This is a genomic window from Mycobacterium montefiorense, assembly GCF_003112775.1.
GTDB lineage: Bacteria > Actinomycetota > Actinomycetes > Mycobacteriales > Mycobacteriaceae > Mycobacterium > Mycobacterium montefiorense.
Window position 1 is genome coordinate 130,547 of sequence record NZ_BFCH01000018.1, and the last position, 16,960, is coordinate 147,506.

16 protein-coding genes are annotated in these 16,960 nt (G+C 66.8%); 13 read left to right on the plus strand and 3 right to left on the minus strand.

Translation table 11 applies throughout. The annotated features are described in order from the left end of the window. Nucleotides 1–57: 57 nt before the first annotated feature. Together DB708_RS13310 and DB708_RS13315 are read right to left on the minus strand one after the other, a co-directional pair. Complete coding sequence (locus tag DB708_RS13310; protein ID WP_108922509.1) at nucleotides 58–1,050, minus strand: hypothetical protein; 993 nt, start codon at nucleotides 1,048–1,050, stop codon at nucleotides 58–60. A gap of 162 nt (nucleotides 1,051–1,212) precedes the next feature. Next, entirely contained in the window at nucleotides 1,213–2,244 is a 1,032-nt protein-coding gene (locus DB708_RS13315; protein ID WP_108922511.1) for a DUF2189 domain-containing protein, read from the minus strand. 157 nt (nucleotides 2,245–2,401) lie between these two features. Here DB708_RS13315 and DB708_RS13320 point away from each other — a divergent pair, with 157 nt between their 5' ends. After that, the gene (locus DB708_RS13320) at nucleotides 2,402–3,757 is read left to right on the plus strand and encodes a replication-associated recombination protein A (protein WP_108922513.1); all 1,356 of its coding nucleotides are present in this window, start codon (nucleotides 2,402–2,404) and stop codon (nucleotides 3,755–3,757) included. 16 nt (nucleotides 3,758–3,773) lie between these two features. On the opposite strand, the gene DB708_RS13325 is transcribed toward DB708_RS13320, so the two are convergent. Further along, nucleotides 3,774–4,397 (minus strand): hypothetical protein, encoded by a 624-nt coding sequence (locus tag DB708_RS13325; protein ID WP_108922515.1) that lies wholly within the window; start codon nucleotides 4,395–4,397, stop codon nucleotides 3,774–3,776. A gap of 175 nt (nucleotides 4,398–4,572) precedes the next feature. Here DB708_RS13325 and DB708_RS13330 point away from each other — a divergent pair, with 175 nt between their 5' ends. The 12 genes from DB708_RS13330 to aroQ all read left to right on the plus strand — a co-directional run bounded on the left by DB708_RS13330 (nucleotide 4,573) and on the right by aroQ (nucleotide 16,958). Beyond that, a complete protein-coding gene (locus DB708_RS13330; protein ID WP_201263545.1) occupies nucleotides 4,573–4,962 on the plus strand; it encodes a secondary thiamine-phosphate synthase enzyme YjbQ in 390 nt (129 codons plus the stop codon). A gap of 170 nt (nucleotides 4,963–5,132) precedes the next feature. Beyond that, nucleotides 5,133–7,835: an alanine--tRNA ligase gene (gene alaS, locus DB708_RS13335; RefSeq protein WP_108922519.1), complete on the plus strand. Its 2,703-nt coding sequence runs from the start codon at nucleotides 5,133–5,135 to the stop codon at nucleotides 7,833–7,835. After that, nucleotides 7,836–8,366: a Holliday junction resolvase RuvX gene (ruvX, locus tag DB708_RS13340; protein ID WP_108922521.1), complete on the plus strand. Its 531-nt coding sequence runs from the start codon at nucleotides 7,836–7,838 to the stop codon at nucleotides 8,364–8,366. It begins immediately after the preceding gene. Beyond that, nucleotides 8,359–9,606 carry an endolytic transglycosylase MltG gene (gene mltG / locus DB708_RS27700; RefSeq protein ID WP_235616756.1) on the plus strand — a complete coding sequence of 416 codons (1,248 nt, stop codon included), beginning with the start codon at nucleotides 8,359–8,361 and terminating at the stop codon, nucleotides 9,604–9,606. The genes ruvX and mltG overlap by 8 nt, the downstream gene beginning before the upstream one ends. Continuing rightward, nucleotides 9,581–10,411, plus strand: a complete 831-nt coding sequence (locus DB708_RS13350; protein WP_235616757.1) for a shikimate dehydrogenase — start codon at nucleotides 9,581–9,583, stop codon at nucleotides 10,409–10,411. The genes mltG and DB708_RS13350 overlap by 26 nt, the downstream gene beginning before the upstream one ends. A 10-nt stretch (nucleotides 10,412–10,421) precedes the next feature. Further along, a complete protein-coding gene (locus DB708_RS13355; protein WP_108922524.1) occupies nucleotides 10,422–10,850 on the plus strand; it encodes a prepilin peptidase in 429 nt (142 codons plus the stop codon). Nucleotides 10,851–11,042: 192 nt separating this feature from the next. Next, nucleotides 11,043–12,143 carry a phenylacetate--CoA ligase family protein gene (locus tag DB708_RS13360; RefSeq protein WP_108922526.1) on the plus strand — a complete coding sequence of 367 codons (1,101 nt, stop codon included), beginning with the start codon at nucleotides 11,043–11,045 and terminating at the stop codon, nucleotides 12,141–12,143. Beyond that, nucleotides 12,143–13,549: an aldehyde dehydrogenase family protein gene (locus DB708_RS13365; RefSeq protein WP_108922528.1), complete on the plus strand. Its 1,407-nt coding sequence runs from the start codon at nucleotides 12,143–12,145 to the stop codon at nucleotides 13,547–13,549. Before DB708_RS13360 ends, DB708_RS13365 begins: the two co-directional genes overlap by 1 nt. Before the next feature lie 104 nt (nucleotides 13,550–13,653). Beyond that, complete coding sequence (gene aroC / locus DB708_RS13370; protein WP_108924175.1) at nucleotides 13,654–14,865, plus strand: chorismate synthase; 1,212 nt, start codon at nucleotides 13,654–13,656, stop codon at nucleotides 14,863–14,865. Nucleotides 14,866–14,872: 7 nt separating this feature from the next. Continuing rightward, nucleotides 14,873–15,436 (plus strand): shikimate kinase, encoded by a 564-nt coding sequence (locus DB708_RS13375; RefSeq protein WP_108922530.1) that lies wholly within the window; start codon nucleotides 14,873–14,875, stop codon nucleotides 15,434–15,436. Continuing rightward, complete coding sequence (aroB, locus tag DB708_RS13380) at nucleotides 15,433–16,521, plus strand: 3-dehydroquinate synthase (RefSeq protein ID WP_108922532.1); 1,089 nt, start codon at nucleotides 15,433–15,435, stop codon at nucleotides 16,519–16,521. Before DB708_RS13375 ends, aroB begins: the two co-directional genes overlap by 4 nt. After that, nucleotides 16,518–16,958 carry a type II 3-dehydroquinate dehydratase gene (aroQ, locus tag DB708_RS13385; RefSeq protein ID WP_108922533.1) on the plus strand — a complete coding sequence of 147 codons (441 nt, stop codon included), beginning with the start codon at nucleotides 16,518–16,520 and terminating at the stop codon, nucleotides 16,956–16,958. The genes aroB and aroQ overlap by 4 nt, the downstream gene beginning before the upstream one ends. The last annotated feature ends 2 nt before the right edge of the window (nucleotides 16,959–16,960 follow it).

Consider the following 16,960-nt stretch of genomic DNA (forward strand, 5'->3'; position numbering starts at 1 on the left):
CTCATCACACGGGCAGCGGCGCCGCAGCGCGCCGTGCGTCAGCGGGAACCCGGCTGGCTAGGTAGGCTGCGGCCCCGGCGGCGGTCCCGGCTGGTAGCCGGACTGTGCCAGCGGCACCACCTGACCGCCCGAAAGCTTGCGGTAGGCGTAGGTCAGGATCAGCGCCACGACAGGGGCCGCCACCAACAGGCCGACGCCGCACGCCAGCGCACCGACGAAGATCGTCGCCATGGATACCAGCCACACCAGCAGGGAATTGACGAAATTCGACCCGACCAGCGAGAAGCCCGACGAGAACCCCTTGATGGCGGACTGCGAGCGATCGACCACGAACAGGATGATGAACTGGGTGAAGATCCCCACGATGACGCCGGGCAAGAAGCACGCGGCATAGCCGATCGAGGTGACAATGCTCACCAGGAACGCGGCGAGAAATGCCATGCCGAGGTTGCGCGGGTTGAAGAAGGACCCGACGCTCACCGGCCGGCCATCCGCGATATCCAGGCATCCGGACAGGAACCCAGCTTGGGCATACGCGGTCACAATCACCGACACGATGTAGCCGAGCCCCACGAGGGCCATTCCGGTGGGACTGAGGTTCATCGAGAAGCCGTAGTCGTAGTCGGAGGAGTCGAAGGGTGTGACATTCGCGCTCATGTTTTGGCCCACGAAGTTCAGGGTGGACGCAGCGGCGAATAGCAGGCCGTAGACAAGGGTGGGAATGACCAACGCGACGGCGTTCTTGGTGAAGGTGTTCCAGGCCCAGCTGAACGCCTCAGCGACGCTGAATTGCGGTTCCGTCGGGCCGCCGTAGCCGGGCTGCGGTGGATAGCCCGCCGCAGCGCCGTAGCCGGGTGGCGGCGCCGGGGGGGCGCCGTAACCGGGCGGCGGGCCGTAGCCCGGGGGAGGCGGAGGCGGTGCGCCATATCCCGGCGCGCCGCCGTAACCCGGCGCCCCTTGAGGTGGCGGTGGCGGCGGGTAGCCCGCAGGGTTCTGGTTGCCCGCGTCGGGGTCGGCCGGATTGCCGGGGTGCTCTGGGGGCTGGCTCATTTGCCGTCCTCATTTGCCGTCGGAGTAACTTGCCGGGCACACGCGCAGAACTTGGCATTGCGCAACTTAACAAATAAGCAGCCACGGGGCGAGGCTCGACTTACGTGTCGCGCGACCGATCTCCCCGGGCGTGAGCGGTCAGGCCCGGGGAGAGCCGGCTAACTAGGCGAACTGCTGTCCGGGCGGCGGCCCAGCGGGAGGTCCCGGCTGGTAACCAGGCTGCTCCACCGGAACGACCTGACCGCCGGAAAGCTTGCGGTAGGTGTACACCTGGATGAGCACCGAGATCGGCAAGGCGACGATCACGCCCACCCCGCACAACAATTGACCGACCACCATCACCGCGTACTGCACGAGCCATGACAGCAGCGCGGGGCCCACGTTGGCCCGAGCGAGCGCGATGCTGGCTTTGATGGACTCAACCGGCGACAGCGATCGGTCGACGACGAACGGAAGCGCGAACAAGGTGAGGAACACGAAAATCAGGCCCGGAACGATGCACAGGATCGATCCGACCAAGGTGCCGACCGCCACGAGCAACGAGGCGACGAACACCGGGCCGAGATTGCGTGGCTTGAAGAATGTTCCGATGCTCACCGGCTTGCCGTCCGCGATGTCCAGGCAACCGGTCAACAATCCCGCGTTCATGACTACCGCGGCGATGAACACCAGGATGTAGCCGACGATCATCACGGCGATCGACGCCGGACCGTAGGCGATCTCGACGCCACTGGTGGTCTCGCCGTAGCTGGTCGTGTAAGTGCTGCTGGTGGTCTGGCCGAAGGCCATCGGTAACAGCCCGGCGACAAGGGCGAAGACGGTGATCACTGCCCCGTAGGCCAGGACCGGAACGATGAGTGCCGCGGGGTTCTGCATGAACTTGGCCCACGACCACTTCACCGCCTCACCGACGTCGAACCGCGGGGCACCCGGGTCACCCGCCGGGCCGCCGAAGCCGGGTTGCGGCGGGTAGCCGGCCGGGGGTGCGCCGTAGCCGGGTGGCGGCGGTGGTGGCGTTCCGTAGCCGGGTGGCGGCGGTGGTGGCGTTCCGTAGCCGGGTGGCTGGCCGTAGCCAGCAGGCGGCGCGCCATACCCCGGCGCGGCGTGCCGAGGCGGTGGCGGTTGATCCGCAGGGTTCTGGTTGCCGAAGGTGGGGTCGGCCGGGTCGCCTGGGTGTTCTGGGGGCTGGCTCATTTGCTGTCCTAATTTGCTGTCGGAGTAGCTTGCTGGCACACGCGCGGAACTTGGCAATGCGGAACTTAACAAATAAGCAGCCGCGGGGCGAGGATTGGCCTTTGCTTGTTTTACGGGTCGGCGCTGCCAATGCGGGTGCCTGTCCGTTCTGCGTGGTATGCCTGAAACCGTGTCCGACGGTCTGTTTGACCTGCCTGGCGAATCGCGGATGGCCAACGACGCCCTGGGCGTCTCGGCCGGCGCGCCGCTAGCCGTCCGGATGCGGCCGGCATCGCTGGACGAGGTCGTCGGGCAGGATCACTTGCTGGCAGCGGGATCGCCGCTGCGCCGCCTCGTCGAGGGCTCGGGGGTGGTCTCGGCCATCCTGTACGGCCCGCCGGGAAGCGGTAAGACCACGTTGGCCGCACTGGTTTCGCAAGCGACCGGCCGCCGCTTCGTTGCACTATCGGCGTTGTCGGCCGGCGTCAAAGACGTCCGGGCGGTCATAGACAGCGCGCGCAGGGCGCTGCTTTCCGGTGAGCAGACGGTGCTTTTCATCGATGAGGTGCACCGGTTCTCTAAAACCCAGCAGGACGCGTTGCTCTCCGCGGTGGAGAACCGGGTGGTGCTGCTGGTCGCGGCGACCACCGAGAATCCGTCGTTCTCTGTCGTGGCGCCGCTGCTGTCGCGGTCGCTGATCCTGCAGTTGCGCCCGCTGACTGCCGACGACGTGCGCGCCGTGGTGCAGCGCGCGATCGACGATCCCCGGGGCCTGGGCGGTCAGATCGGGGTGCAGCCCGAGGCGATCGACCTGCTGGTGCACTTGGCCGCGGGCGACGCCCGCCGCGCGCTGACCGCGCTGGAGGTCGCCGCCGAAGCCGTCGAGGCGGGCGGCGAGCTGGCCGTCGCGGCCGTCGAGCAATCGCTGGACAGAGCCGCCGTGCGCTACGACCGCGACGGCGATCAGCACTACGACGTCATCAGCGCATTCATCAAATCGGTGCGTGGCTCCGACGCCGACGCGGCGTTGCACTATCTGGCCCGCATGCTCGTCGCGGGGGAGGATCCGCGGTTCATCGCGCGCCGGCTGATGATTCTCGCGAGCGAGGACATCGGGTTGGCCGACCCAACGGCGCTGCAGATAGCGGTCGCCGCCGCGCAGACGGTGGCACTGATCGGCTTGCCTGAGGCGCAATTGACGTTGGCGCACGCCACCATTCACTTGGCCACCGCGCCGAAGTCGAACGCGGTGACCACCGCCCTGGCGGCGGCGATGAACGACATCAAGGCGGGCAAGGCGGGTCTGGTGCCGGCCCATCTGCGCGACGGCCACTATTCGGGCGCGGCGGCACTGGGACATGCACAGGGCTACAAATACGCCCACGACCATCCGGATGGCGTTGTCGCACAACAATACCCGCCGGACGAGCTGGTGGACGTCGACTACTACCGGCCGGCCGGGCGTGGCGTCGAACGTGAGATCGCCGGGCGGCTGGACCGGTTGCGCGCGATCATCCGCCGCAAGCGCGGCTAGCCGTCAACGACGAAATTCAGACCAACTCGGGAACCCGCAGGCGCGCGATTGCCAGCTCGAACTCGGCGACGTCGACGATCTCGGCGCCCAAGTCGCGCGCACGCCTGCTGCGCAGCTCGCTGGCTTCCTCGCTGTTGCGGGCCATCGCCTCCTGGCTGTCGAACGTTGAGCACGACACCGCCCGCCGGCCGGCCGGGTGGTCGATCATCAGGCTGGAGCTGGAGAACCCCTCAAGTCTCTCCATCTCCGGAAGCACCGCCATGCGATAGAAGTCCAGCGATCGCTCGAGCTGGTCGGGCACCACCTTGAGCCAGGTGGCTCGCACAAACGCACCCTCGGGTGACCGGTGCCGGCGGTGCAGCGACGCGATGTGCCATTCTTCGACGCTGGCGCTGCCGTCGAACATCAACGCGACGTGGTCACGGACGATGCTCACCCGCTCGGCACTAGAGCGCATCGACGCGATGGTTTCCCAGGAGCTGGTGGCGATGCAGCGGCCGGATTGTCGATCGACCAACAGTGACATCCCGACATATCCGTCAATCTCGCGCATTTCTGGTATGGCGACATCGCGAATATGCGCGATTCCGATGTCGACCGACAAGGGTTGCCCCTCGATGGTGAAAGAGCGTGCGTACACGACGGCTCCCAACTGTTCGGGGCAGCGCCCCCGGTGGCGCCACCGGTCCCACCAAACACCTTCCTCCTCCCGACTACCGGTGGCAATGGGTTCACGGCGCGACGTGTGGCCGCGCTCACAAACGATTGGCTGGTCAGCGCGGCCGCGTCGTACTCTTGAGCGGATGCATACCGACGTGCTCGATGTGGACACCACCAGTCGTCGCATCGTGGATCTGACCGACGCGGTGCGCAGGTTCTGCTTCTCCTACGGCGATGGCCTGTGCAACGTGTTCGTCCCGCACGCGACGGCCGGGGTCGCGATCATCGAGACCGGTGCCGGCTCCGACGATGACCTGCTCGACACGCTGCAACGGTTGTTGCCGCGCGATGACCGCTACCGGCACGCGCACGGTTCGGCCGGTCACGGCGCCGATCACGTGTTACCCGCGATCGTGTCGCCGTCGGTGACGGTGCCGGTCGCGGCCGGCGAGCCGCAGCTGGGCACCTGGCAACGCGTCGTTTTGGTCGACCTCAACCAGGACAACCCGCGGCGGTCGGTGCGACTGAGCTTTTTGGAGGGCTAGCTGCCAGGTAACCGACGCCGCCGCGACCGGTACTGTGAGCGGTCGAATCGCGTCGTTAGACGGCTTCTCAATAGCCCGGCGAATAGGCTGGAATTCGGCCTCAACGCAACACGCGCGTTCTCCCGGAGGGTCCGGGAGAACGCAAGGAATATAGGAAGAAGCGGAGAACAGTGCAGACACACGAGATCAGGAAGCGGTTTCTTGATCATTTCGTGAAGGCGGGTCACACCGAGGTGCCGAGCGCATCGGTGATCCTCGACGACCCCAACCTCCTGTTCGTCAACGCCGGCATGGTTCAGTTCGTGCCGTTCTTCCTGGGCGCGCGCACCCCGCCGTATCCGACGGCCACCAGCATCCAGAAGTGCATCCGCACGCCGGATATCGACGAGGTGGGCATTACCACTCGGCACAACACCTTCTTCCAGATGGCCGGCAACTTCTCGTTCGGCGACTACTTCAAGCGCGAGGCCATCGCTTTGGCGTGGGACTTGCTGACCAACAGCGTTTCCGAAGGGGGCTACGGCCTCAGTCCGGAAAAGCTCTGGGCCACGGTCTATCTCGACGACGACGAGGCCGCAGGACTCTGGCAGGAGATCGCCGGGCTGCCGGCCGAGCGGATTCAGCGCCGCGGCATGGCCGACAACTATTGGTCGATGGGAATCCCGGGGCCGTGCGGCCCGTCCTCGGAGATCTACTACGACCGCGGACCGGAATTCGGTGACGAGGGCGGCCCGATCGTCAACGAGGACCGCTACATCGAGATCTGGAACCTCGTGTTCATGCAAAACGAACGCGGCGAGGGCACCAGCAAAGAAGACTTCGAGATCCTAGGACCGTTGCCGCGCAAGAACATCGACACCGGCATGGGTGTGGAGCGGGTCGCGTTCATCCTGCAGGGCGTTCACAACGTGTACGAAACCGACCTGATGCGGCCGGTCATCGATTTGGTGGCCGCGCGTGCGCCGCGCGGCTACGACGCCGGCAACCACAACGACGATGTCCGCTACCGCGTCATCGCCGATCACAGCCGCACTGCCGCGATCCTGATCGGCGACGGGGTGAGTCCGGGCAACGACGGCCGCGGTTACGTGTTGCGCCGGCTACTGCGCCGGGTCATCCGCTCGGCCAAGCTGTTAGGCATCGAAGGCCCGATCGTCGGCGACCTGATGGTCACAGTGCGCGACGCGATGGGCCCGTCCTATCCCGAACTAGTCGTCGATTTCGACCGGATCCGCCGCATTGCCGTCGCCGAGGAAACCGCGTTCAACCGCACGCTGGCGTCGGGCTCGAAGTTGTTCGACGAGGTGGCCGGCACCACCAAAGCGGCTGGGGCCAAGGTGGTTTCCGGTTCGGATGCCTTCACCCTGCACGACACCTACGGCTTTCCGATCGAGCTCACGCTCGAGATGGCGTCGGAGGCCGATCTGCGGGTCGACGAGGTCGGCTTCCGGGAACTCATGGCCGAACAGCGCAGGCGCGCCAAGGCTGATGCCGCCGCGCGCAAACACGCACACGCTGACTTGACGGCTTACCGCGAGCTGGTCGATGCCGGCCCCACCGATTTCACCGGATTCGAGGAGTTGAGCTCCGAGGCAAGAATTCTGGGCATCTTCATCGACGGCAAGCGGGTCCCGGTGGTCGCACACGGCTTACAAGGGGACCCGGCCGCGGCGGATCGCGTCGAGCTCATTCTGGACCGCACACCGCTGTACGCCGAATCGGGTGGCCAGATCGCCGACGAGGGCACCATCAGCGGAACGGGTGCCGGACAGAGCGCGCGGGCCGCGGTCACCGACGTCCAGAAGATCGGCAAAACCCTTTGGGTACATCGGGTTAACGTCGAGTCCGGCGAGTTTGTCGAGGGTGACACCGTGATCGCGGCGGTGGACGCTGGCTGGCGCAAGGGTGCCACTCAGGGACACTCGGGTACCCACATGGTGCACGCTGCGCTGCGACAAGTGTTGGGCCCCAACGCTGTTCAGGCGGGGTCGCTGAACCGTCCGGGATACCTGCGCTTCGACTTCAACTGGCAGGGGCCGCTGTCCGACGAGAAGCGCACCCAAGTAGAGGAAGTGACCAACCAGGCCGTGCAGGCCGACTTCGAGGTGCACACATCCCTTGAGCAGCTCGACAAGGCCAAAGCGATGGGCGCGATGGCGATGTTCGGCGAGGCCTACCCGGACGAGGTGCGGGTGGTGGAGATCGGCGGGCCGTTCTCGCTGGAGCTGTGCGGTGGAACCCACGTGCACAACTCGGCGCAGATCGGTCCGGTGACCATCCTCGGCGAATCGTCGGTCGGGTCCGGGGTGCGCCGGGTGGAGGCCTACGTGGGACTGGAGTCGTTCCGCCACCTGGCCAAGGAGCGGGCGCTGATGGCCGGGCTGGCGTCATCGCTGAAGGTGCCCTCGGATGAGGTGCCCGCCCGGGTGGCCAATCTGGTCGAACGGCTCAAGGTCGCCGAGAAGGAACTCGAGCGCGTGCGCAAAAGTACACTGTCCGCGACCGTGGAAAAGGTCGAGCCCGACCGCAGGGGCGCCGTCCTTGTGTTCCCGCATCGGACGTCTGGGCAGACCGCAGCCGAGGTGCGCTCCCTGGTCGCCGGCAAGATTCGCCAATACCCCAGCGACCCCACGGTGGTTGTGCTCATCTCTGAAAGCGATGGCGATACTGTGCCCTATGCCGTCGCCGCCAATCAGGCCGCCCAAGACATCGGAGTCCGGGCCGACGACCTGGTCAAACGACTTGCTGTCGAGGTCGATGGGCGCGGCGGTGGCAAGCCCGACCTGGCGCAGGGTTCAGGCAAGAATCCGGCCGGCATCGACGCGGCCCTCGATGCGGTTCGCGACGAGGTTCTCAAAGCGCAGGGCGTTTGAGTGTTAGTGGCACAGCATCGCTTGCCCGACCGGCCCGGCGATCCTAACCAGGACCCCGGGCGGGGACGGCGGCTCGGTGTCGACGTCGGCAGTGTGCGCATCGGTGTGGCGTCCAGCGATCCCGACGGCATCCTCGCCACCCCGGTGGAAACGGTGCGTCGGGACCGCTCGGGCAAGCATCTGCGACGGCTGGCCGAGCTCGTCACCGAACTGGAAGTAGTCGAGGTGATCGTCGGATTGCCCCGCACGCTGGCCGACCGCACCGGCCCGTCGGCACTCGACGCGATCGAGATGGCCGAGGCGCTGGCCCAACGGGTGGCGCCGACGCCGGTGCGGCTGGCCGACGAACGACTGACCACCGTCAGCGCACAGCGTTCGCTGCGCGAGGCGGGGGTGCGGGCCAGACAGCAGCGGGCGATGATCGACCAGGCGGCGGCCGTGGCGATCCTGCAGAGCTGGCTCGATCAGCGCCGGGTCACTCTGGCCGAGTCCGGGGTCCAGTCTGCGGCGGGGGATGTCATCGATGGTTGATAGCGCACGGGGCGAGCGGGCCGAACCGGCCGCGGTCGGTCCACCCCGCCAACGGATGAGCCGGATGGCCCGGAACCGGGCCGAGCGTGGGCGCCGGCGGCGCCGTGCCATCGGCCGCGCCGTCTTGGGTGTGCTCGTCGTGATCGTGGTGGCGGCGATTGTCGTCGGCTCCAAAATGTGGCACACGATGTTTGGCATTGGCGACGATTACAGCGGAGACGGCAAGCGCGACATCGTGATTCAGGTTCAGGCCGGCGACTCCACCACCATGGTCGGCGAGACGTTGCAGAACCAGGGCGTGATCGCCACCGTCCGAGCATTCGTCAACGCCGCGCACGGCAACGCCGCGATCAACTCGATCCAGCCGGGCTTCTACCGGATGCGCACCGAAATCCCGGCGGCTTCGGCGGTCGCGCGGTTGGCCGATCCCGGCAATCGGGTAGGCAAGCTGGTGATCCCCGAAGGGCGTCAGCTCGACGACACCACCGACACGAAGTCCAATGTGGTGACACCGGGAATCCTGACGCTGATCTCGCGGGCCACCTGTGTGGATCTCGACGGAAACCGGCGCTGTGTGTCGACCGACGACCTGCGGGCCGCGGCGAGCAACATCCCACCCATTGCGCTGTCCGTGCCGGCCTGGGCCATCCAGCCCGTCGCCGAGCTGGGCAGCGATCATCGCCGGCTCGAGGGCCTGATCGCGCCCGGTACCTTCAACGTCGATCCCTCGGCCTCGGCGCCCGACATCTTGACGAACCTGATCAGCGCCGGATCCGTGGTGTACACGCAGTCCGCGCTGATGGAGACCGCCCAGGCGATGAGGCTGTCGCCGTACGACATCTTGGTGGTGGCCTCGCTGGTGCAGCAGGAGTCCTACTCGCAGGACTTCGCGAAGGTGGCGCAGGTCATCTACAACCGGTTGAACGCACACCACACCCTGGAGTTCGACTCGACGGTGAACTATCCGCTGGACCGCCGCGAGGTAGCCACCAGCGATGCCGACCGGGCCCTGAAGACGCCGTGGAACACCTACGTCTCCCAGGGTTTGCCGGCCACCGCGATCTGCTCACCCGGCATCGATGCGCTACATGCCGCCGAGCATCCCGAGCCGGGTGATTGGCTGTACTTCGTCACGATCGACGCCCAGGGGACCACGCTGTTCACCAGGGACTACAAGCAGCATTTGGCCAATATCGAGTTGGCTAGGCACAACGGTGTCCTCGACAGCACGCCCCACTAGCGGGGCCCCCGGCAAGGCGGCCGTTCTCGGGTCGCCGATCGCGCATTCCAAGTCCCCGCAACTGCACCTGGCCGCCTACCGCGCGCTGGGCCTGGACGACTGGACCTACGAGCGCATCGAGTGCGGCGCCGAGGAGTTGCCGGGTGTGGTCGGCGGGTTCGGGCCGCAATGGGTCGGTGTTTCGGTGACGGCGCCGGGCAAATTCGCCGCGCTGCGGTTCGCCGACGAGCGCACCGAACGCGCCGAGCAGGTGGGATCGGCCAACACGCTGGTGCGCACACAAGGCGGCTGGCGTGCCGACAACACCGACATCGACGGCGTCAGCGGAGCGGTCGGCTCCGCCTCGGGATGGGCGCTGGTGTGTGGATCGGGGGGCACCGCGCCCGCGGCCGTCGCAGGCCTGGCCCAACTCGGCGTCAGCGGCATCACCGTCGTGGCCCGCAACCCGGAGAAGGCGTCCCGGCTGGTGGACCTGGGCGCCCGGCTCGGCGTGCCGGCTCGGTTCTGCGAGTTGGACAGCGCCGGGCTGACCGACCAGGTGGCGGCGGCCGAGGTGCTGGTCAGCACCATCCCGGCCGACGTGGCGTCGCAATACGCCGGCATCTTCGCGACGATTCCGGTGCTGCTGGACGCCGTCTACGACCCCTGGCCCACCCCGCTGGCCGCCGCGGTCGCCGCGGCGGGCGGCCGGGTGATCAACGGTGTGCAGATGCTGTTGCACCAGGCCTTCGCGCAGGTCGAGCAGTTCACCGGGCTGCCCGCGCCGCGCGAGGCGATGACTTGCGCGCTGGCCGCCCTGGACTAGCGTCCCGCGCGTGCGGGCAACAGCGGCGGCAGTGGTTCTCGTCTGGCTGGCGACGCTGAGCTGCTACGACATCCGGCAACGCCGGCTGCCCAACCGGCTGACGCTGCCCGGGGCCGGCGCGATCCTGACGGCCGCCCTCTGCGTCGGGCGCGGGTGGCCCGCGTTGGCCGGGGCCGCGGCCCTGGCCGGGCTGTATCTGCTGGTGCACGTGGTGGCGCCGGCCGGGATGGGAGCCGGTGACGTGAAGCTGGCGATCGGCCTGGGCGCTCTGAGCGGCTGCTTCGGCGTCGCGGTGTGGTTCGCCGCGGCGCTGGCCGCGCCGCTGCTGACCGCGCTGCTGGGTGTGGCCGCGGGGCTGCGTGGCGCCGCCACAATGCCGCACGGTCCGTCGATGTGCCTGGCCACCGCGGGCGTGGCCGGTTTGGCCCTGTTCGGCTGAGCCCGCTCAACCCCGAGATGCATGCCGCGTATTACCCTGGGCAGCAACGTCTTTCCCCGCGTTGGGCTGACGGACGAAGAGTTGCTTCTAACCGTCTGCGCCGCAATGATTTCGGCAGTCGGATGGGGGGTCTGGGTCTACTAGTAACAACTCTACGTGTCTGCTCGGCCCGGGACCGAGTAAACGTAAGTTATGTCTATCGCTGACTTTTCACTGCTGGACGTGCCTCGTAAGACGCCGATCGACCAGCCTGATGAGTATCTGCGTGCCGCGATGGCATGGCATTTTGGCCCCAAGACCGGATCTACGTTCTGGCTGCGTAAGGTGGCGGATCTGGATTTCGACCCGTTGACCGACATCAGCACGTTCGAGGACTTGCGGCGATTCCCTAATGTCGTCTCTGAGCTGCGCGACGTACCGATACCGGATCTGATTCCGCGTGGCTATGGGAGTCCTGCGCCGATTCCTCGGGTGACAGAGACCGGAGGCACCACCGGTGCACCCAAACGGATCATTCAGACACCCGACTGGGTACAACAGGCTGCTCTGTGGACGCTGGAAGAGTTCGAGGCGGGCGGATATGCACGCGGCCGCGGGTTACTCGGCATTGTGCCTGCTGGACCGCACGCCATCGGCACCACTGCGCTTATGGCCGCCGAGCGGCTCGGATCGATCTATTACACCGTGGACCTGGACCCGAGATGGGTCAAAAGGCTGGTGGCACACAAAGAGGTCGAGCAATCATCGGCCTACGTCGAGCACATCGTCGAGCAGGCTGGCTATATCTTGCGGACGCAGGACGTCGGGAACGTTTTCACAACTCCGCCGATCGTCGCGGCCATCGCGCGTAATGACGACTTGGTGAAATTGATGAACGAGAAAGTCCGCTACGTTGCAATCGGCGGCACGCAGGTGGATGCCGACACATATCTATTGCTGCGGAACATCTTTCCCGATATCACAATCACGTTGATCTATGGCAACACGATGATCATGGGCATGATGAAGACCCGGACATTGCAGCCCGAGGATGGCGTCTTCATCCACGATCCGCGGTCGCCATACATGGTGTTCCAGGTCGTCGATCCCGACACCGGAAACACAGTGCCCTACGGTGACCGGGGCCAGGTCATGATCAGCTTTGTGGGCAAGTCGATGTTCATACCCAGCAACCTCGAGCGCGACATGGCGATCCGGCATGCCGGCCTGCCCGGGCAGATCGGTGATTCGATCGGTGCGGTGCGCCCTGTCTCTTCCTTCGACGGGCAGGAAGTCACCGAAGGCGTGTACTGATGACCGTGGCGAGTCCTGACGCAGACGCTGCATTCACCGATCTCGTGGTGATTGACGCGCTGGGCACCGACGGCGCATATCGTGCTCGCCGCACCGAAATCATCGCCGACACCGCGGGTGCGGCGGTAGCCGAATTGAGCATGCTGCCTGCGCTTTTCGTCGGGCGAAGCATCGACGCGCAGCGCAAGGTCCCGCCGCTCCCTTTTCCGGAACGAGCCCGAATCGTCAACGAGGCCGCCGCCCACTTTATTGATACGACGATCGCGGGACTGACCTTCGACCGGTACGTCGAACTGGCTGCCCGAGTGGCGGGGATCCCTATACGCATCGCCACCGACTGTGCCCGCGTGATACCAGACCAGTGTCGAGGGGCGTTGACGTCCATTGCGGCCGCGCGGCCCGCGGGTGCCGCCATGGATTGGCGGGACGATCGGACACGCCACGGGGCAAGCGTGTGGGCGCGCCGCGGTCACGTGTACGGAGTGCACGCGTCTGGAAACGCTCTGGCACTCTTCGGTAATTGGGTCGAGGCGCTGCTGCTGGGTTACCGCGTGGCGGTCCGTCCCTCGCGGCGAGAGCCATTCACGACGCACCGGTTAGTAGCCGCCCTGCGGGAGGCCGGACTCCGTCCTGTGGACGCCGTTTATCTCCCAACCGACTACGCCGGCGCCGACGAGTTGTTGCGGTCGGCAGACCTCAGCATGGTCTACGGAGGCCAGGACGTCGTGGATAAGTACGCCGCGAACCCGGCCGTATTCGCCAACGGGCCGGGCAGATCGAAAATTCTGCTCACCGCCGAGCACGATTGGCGTGACTACCTCGACGTCATCGTCGACTCCATCATTCACCTTGGGGGTATGGGCTGTATCAACACCACCGCCGTGCTTTATGAGGGCGACCCCCGGCCGTTGGCGGAAGCGATCGCGGATCGCCTCGAAGCGATCACACCTCTGCCATCAACGGATCCCGATGCAATGCTGCCGACACAACCCATCGACCGCGCCAACGCTCTTGCCGGATTGCTGGCGGGCGTCGCCGAAGGGGCGATGCCGCTATTAGGGGCCGATCAAGTCGTCGCTGACGTAGGTGCGGGCTACGCGGCGATGCGCCCCGCGGTGCACCTGCTCAAGACACCGAACCTCAAGCAGCTCAACACCGAACTGCCATTTCCGTGCGTATGGGTATCCCCGTGGTCACGGTCGGACGGGCTCGCGCCACTGAGCCGGTCTCTGGTTCTCACCGCCGTCACCACCGACGAACAACTGCTCGACGATCTTGTCGACGAACCCAGCATCACCAATCTCTATAGCGGCCACCATCCGACCTATCACACTGCGCCGGAAATCCCGCACGACGGATTCGTCGCGGACTTCCTCATGCGCAATAAGGGATTCATCCGCGACTGACTAGCAGACCCCAAGCCGATTGGCCCTGCTGGACCGGCACCAGCTTCTTCTGACCTCGCGCTCGGATTTAAGTACACGCGTGCCCCCATGGGAGAATGGGACTCGTGTTGCGTTGGATCACTGCCGGGGAGTCTCATGGCCGCGCGCTGGTCGCCGTGGTCGAAGGCATGGTCGCCGGTGTGGAGGTCACCTCCACCGAAATCGGCGACCAGTTGGCCCGTCGCCGCCTCGGTTACGGCCGCGGCGCCCGCATGCAGTTCGAACGCGACGCGGTGACCGTGCTGGCCGGGGTTCGCCACGGCGTGACGCTGGGTGGGCCGATCGCGATCGAGATCGGCAACACCGAGTGGCCGAAATGGGAAACCGTGATGGCCGCCGACCCGGTCGATCCCACCGAGCTGGCCGACATCGCGCGTAATGCGCCGCTGACCCGGCCGCGGCCCGGGCACGCCGACTACGCCGGCATGCTCAAGTACGGCTTCGACGACGCGCGGCCGGTGCTGGAACGCGCCAGCGCGCGAGAGACTGCCGCCCGTGTCGCGGCGGGCACGGTGGCGCGATCGTTTCTGCGCCAGGCACTCGGTGTCGAGGTGCTCTCGCATGTCATCGCGATCGGTCCGTCGCAGCCCTACGACGGACCGTCGCCGGGGCCCGGCGACCTGGACGCGATCGACGCCAGCCCGGTGCGCGCCTACGACAAAGGCGCCGAGCAGGCGATGATCACCGAGATCGAGGCCGCCAAGAAGGACGGCGACACGCTCGGCGGTGTGGTGGAAGTCGTGGCGCTGGGCCTGCCGGTCGGGCTGGGTTCGTTCACCAGCGGCGACAACCGCCTGGACAGTCAGCTGGCCGCCGCCGTAATGGGCATCCAGGCCATCAAGGGCGTGGAGATCGGCGACGGTTTCCAGACCGCGCGCCGCCGCGGCAGCCAGGCTCACGACGAGATGTACCCCGGTGCCGACGGCGTGATCCGCTCGACCAACCGGGCCGGCGGCCTGGAAGGCGGTATGACCAATGGCCAGGCGCTGCGGGTACGGGCGGCGATGAAGCCGATCTCGACGGTGCCGCGGGCACTGGCCACCGTCGACATGGCCACTGGCGACGAGGCCGTCGCCATCCACCAGCGCTCGGACGTGTGCGCCGTGCCGGCCGCCGCTGTCGTCGTCGAGACGATGGTGGCGCTGGTGCTGGCCCGCGCCGCGCTGGAGAAGTTCGGCGGCGATTCGCTGGCCGAAACCCGGCGCAATGTCGAGGCCTACCAGCGCGCGGTGGCCGAGCACGAAACGCCGGCCGCTCGCGCCAAGGCATCGGGGTAGGCGCCCCGTGACCCCCAGGGCGGTACTCGTCGGCTTGCCCGGCTCGGGCAAGTCGACCATCGGCCGTCGGCTGTCCAAAGCGATGGGCGTCGGTTATGTCGACACCGACGTGCTGATCGAACAGCACACCGGCCGCACCATCGCCGACATCTTCGCCACCGACGGGGAGCAGGAATTCCGCCGCATCGAGGAAGACGTGGTGCGCGCGGCGCTGGCCGACTCCGACGGTGTGGTGTCGCTCGGCGGCGGCGCGGTGACCAGCCCGGGGGTGTGCGATGCGCTCGTCGGCCACACCGTCATCTACCTGGAGATCGGCGCCCGAGAAGGGGTGCGGCGCACCGGCGGCACCTCCGTACGCCCCCTGTTGGCCGGTGGAAACCGCGCCGAGAAATACCGTGCCCTGATGTCGCAACGAGTGCCGCTGTACCGGCGCGTCGCGACGCTGCAAGTCGACACCAACCGCCGAAACCCCGGGGCAGTGGTGCGCTACATCATGTCCCGGCTTCCCCTGCAAACCACCCAACAGCCGGTCAACCCCGGCACTCCGAATGCCAGCAAGGCCACCACATGACAGAACCCACCCCACCGGTCACCCTGCAGGTGGCCGTCGACCCGCCGTACCCGGTAGTGATCGGCACCGGCCTGCTCAACGAGCTGGGCGAGCTGCTCGGCGGCCGCCACCGGGTCGCGATCCTGCATCAGCCAGTGCTGGCGCAGACCGCTGAGGCGATGCGCAGCTACCTGGCCGACCAAGGCGTCGACGCACACCGCGTCGAAATCCCGGACGCCGAAGCCGGAAAAGATTTGCCGGTCGTCGGCTTCATCTGGGAAGTGCTGGGCCGCATTGGAATTGGCCGCAAGGACGCCCTGGTCAGTCTGGGTGGCGGCGCGGCTACGGATGTCGCGGGTTTCGCGGCGGCCACCTGGTTGCGCGGCGTCTCGATCGTGCATGTGCCGACGACGTTGCTCGGGATGGTCGACGCCGCGGTGGGCGGCAAGACCGGTATCAATACCGACGCCGGCAAGAACCTGGTCGGCGCTTTTCATCAGCCGCTGGCCGTCCTGGTGGACCTGACGACGCTGGAAACGTTGCCGCACAACGAAATCGTGGCCGGGATGGCCGAAGTGGTCAAAGCCGGGTTCATCGCCGATCCGGTGATCCTCGACCTGATCGAGGCCAACCCGCAGGCCGCGGTGGACCCGAAGGGTGACGTGCTGCCGGAGTTGATCCGTCGCGCCATCGCAGTCAAGGCCGAGGTGGTCGCCGCGGACGAGAAAGAATCCGAGCTGCGCGAAATCCTGAACTACGGGCACACTTTGGCGCACGCCATCGAACGCCGGGAGCGTTACCAGTGGCGGCATGGCGCGGCGGTATCGGTGGGGCTGGTGTTCGCTGCCGAGCTGGCCCGGCTGACCGGCCGCCTCGACGACGACACCGCCGCGCGTCATCGCGCCATCCTGACCTCGCTGGGCTTGCCGGTCAGTTACGACCCCGAGGCATTGCCGCAGCTGCTGGAATTCATGGCCGGAGACAAGAAAACCCGCGCCGGCGTGCTGCGGTTCGTGGTTCTCGACGGACTGGCCAAGCCGGGCCGGTTGGTGGGGCCGGACCCGGGTCTGCTGGTGACGGCGTATGCGGGAGTGTGTGCGCCATGAGCAGCACGGTCAACGTCATCAACGGCCCCAACCTGGGCCGGCTGGGCCAGCGTGAGCCCGAGGTCTACGGGGACACCACGCACGATCAGCTGGCCGCGCTCATCGAACGTGAGGCTGCCGGGCTCGGGCTCAAAGCCGTTGTACGGCAAAGTGATAGCGAAGCAGAACTGCTGGACTGGATTCATCTGGCCGCCGACGCGGCCGAACCGGTGATCCTCAATGCCGGCGGCCTGACCCACACCTCGGTGGCACTGCGCGACGCGTGCGCCGAACTGCGTGCACCGTTGATCGAGGTGCACATCTCCAATGTGCATGCCCGCGAGGAATTTCGGCGTCACTCATACCTGAGCCCGGTGGCGACCGGCGTGATCGTCGGGCTCGGTGTTCAGGGCTATCTGCTTGCGCTGCGCTACCTGGCTGAAGCGAAGAAGGACTAGCG

Coding starts and splice junctions, on each gene's coding strand:
- DB708_RS13310 (WP_108922509.1), bottom strand. CDS start 1,050: ATGAGCCAGCCCCCAGAGCACCCCGGCAATCCGGCCGACCCCGACGCG.
- DB708_RS13315 (WP_108922511.1), bottom strand. CDS start 2,244: ATGAGCCAGCCCCCAGAACACCCAGGCGACCCGGCCGACCCCACCTTC.
- DB708_RS13320 (WP_108922513.1), top strand. CDS start 2,402: ATGCCTGAAACCGTGTCCGACGGTCTGTTTGACCTGCCTGGCGAATCG.
- mltG (WP_235616756.1), top strand. CDS start 8,359: ATGGTTGATAGCGCACGGGGCGAGCGGGCCGAACCGGCCGCGGTCGGT.
- DB708_RS13360 (WP_108922526.1), top strand. CDS start 11,043: ATGTCTATCGCTGACTTTTCACTGCTGGACGTGCCTCGTAAGACGCCG.
- DB708_RS13365 (WP_108922528.1), top strand. CDS start 12,143: ATGACCGTGGCGAGTCCTGACGCAGACGCTGCATTCACCGATCTCGTG.
- aroB (WP_108922532.1), top strand. CDS start 15,433: ATGACAGAACCCACCCCACCGGTCACCCTGCAGGTGGCCGTCGACCCG.
- aroQ (WP_108922533.1), top strand. CDS start 16,518: ATGAGCAGCACGGTCAACGTCATCAACGGCCCCAACCTGGGCCGGCTG.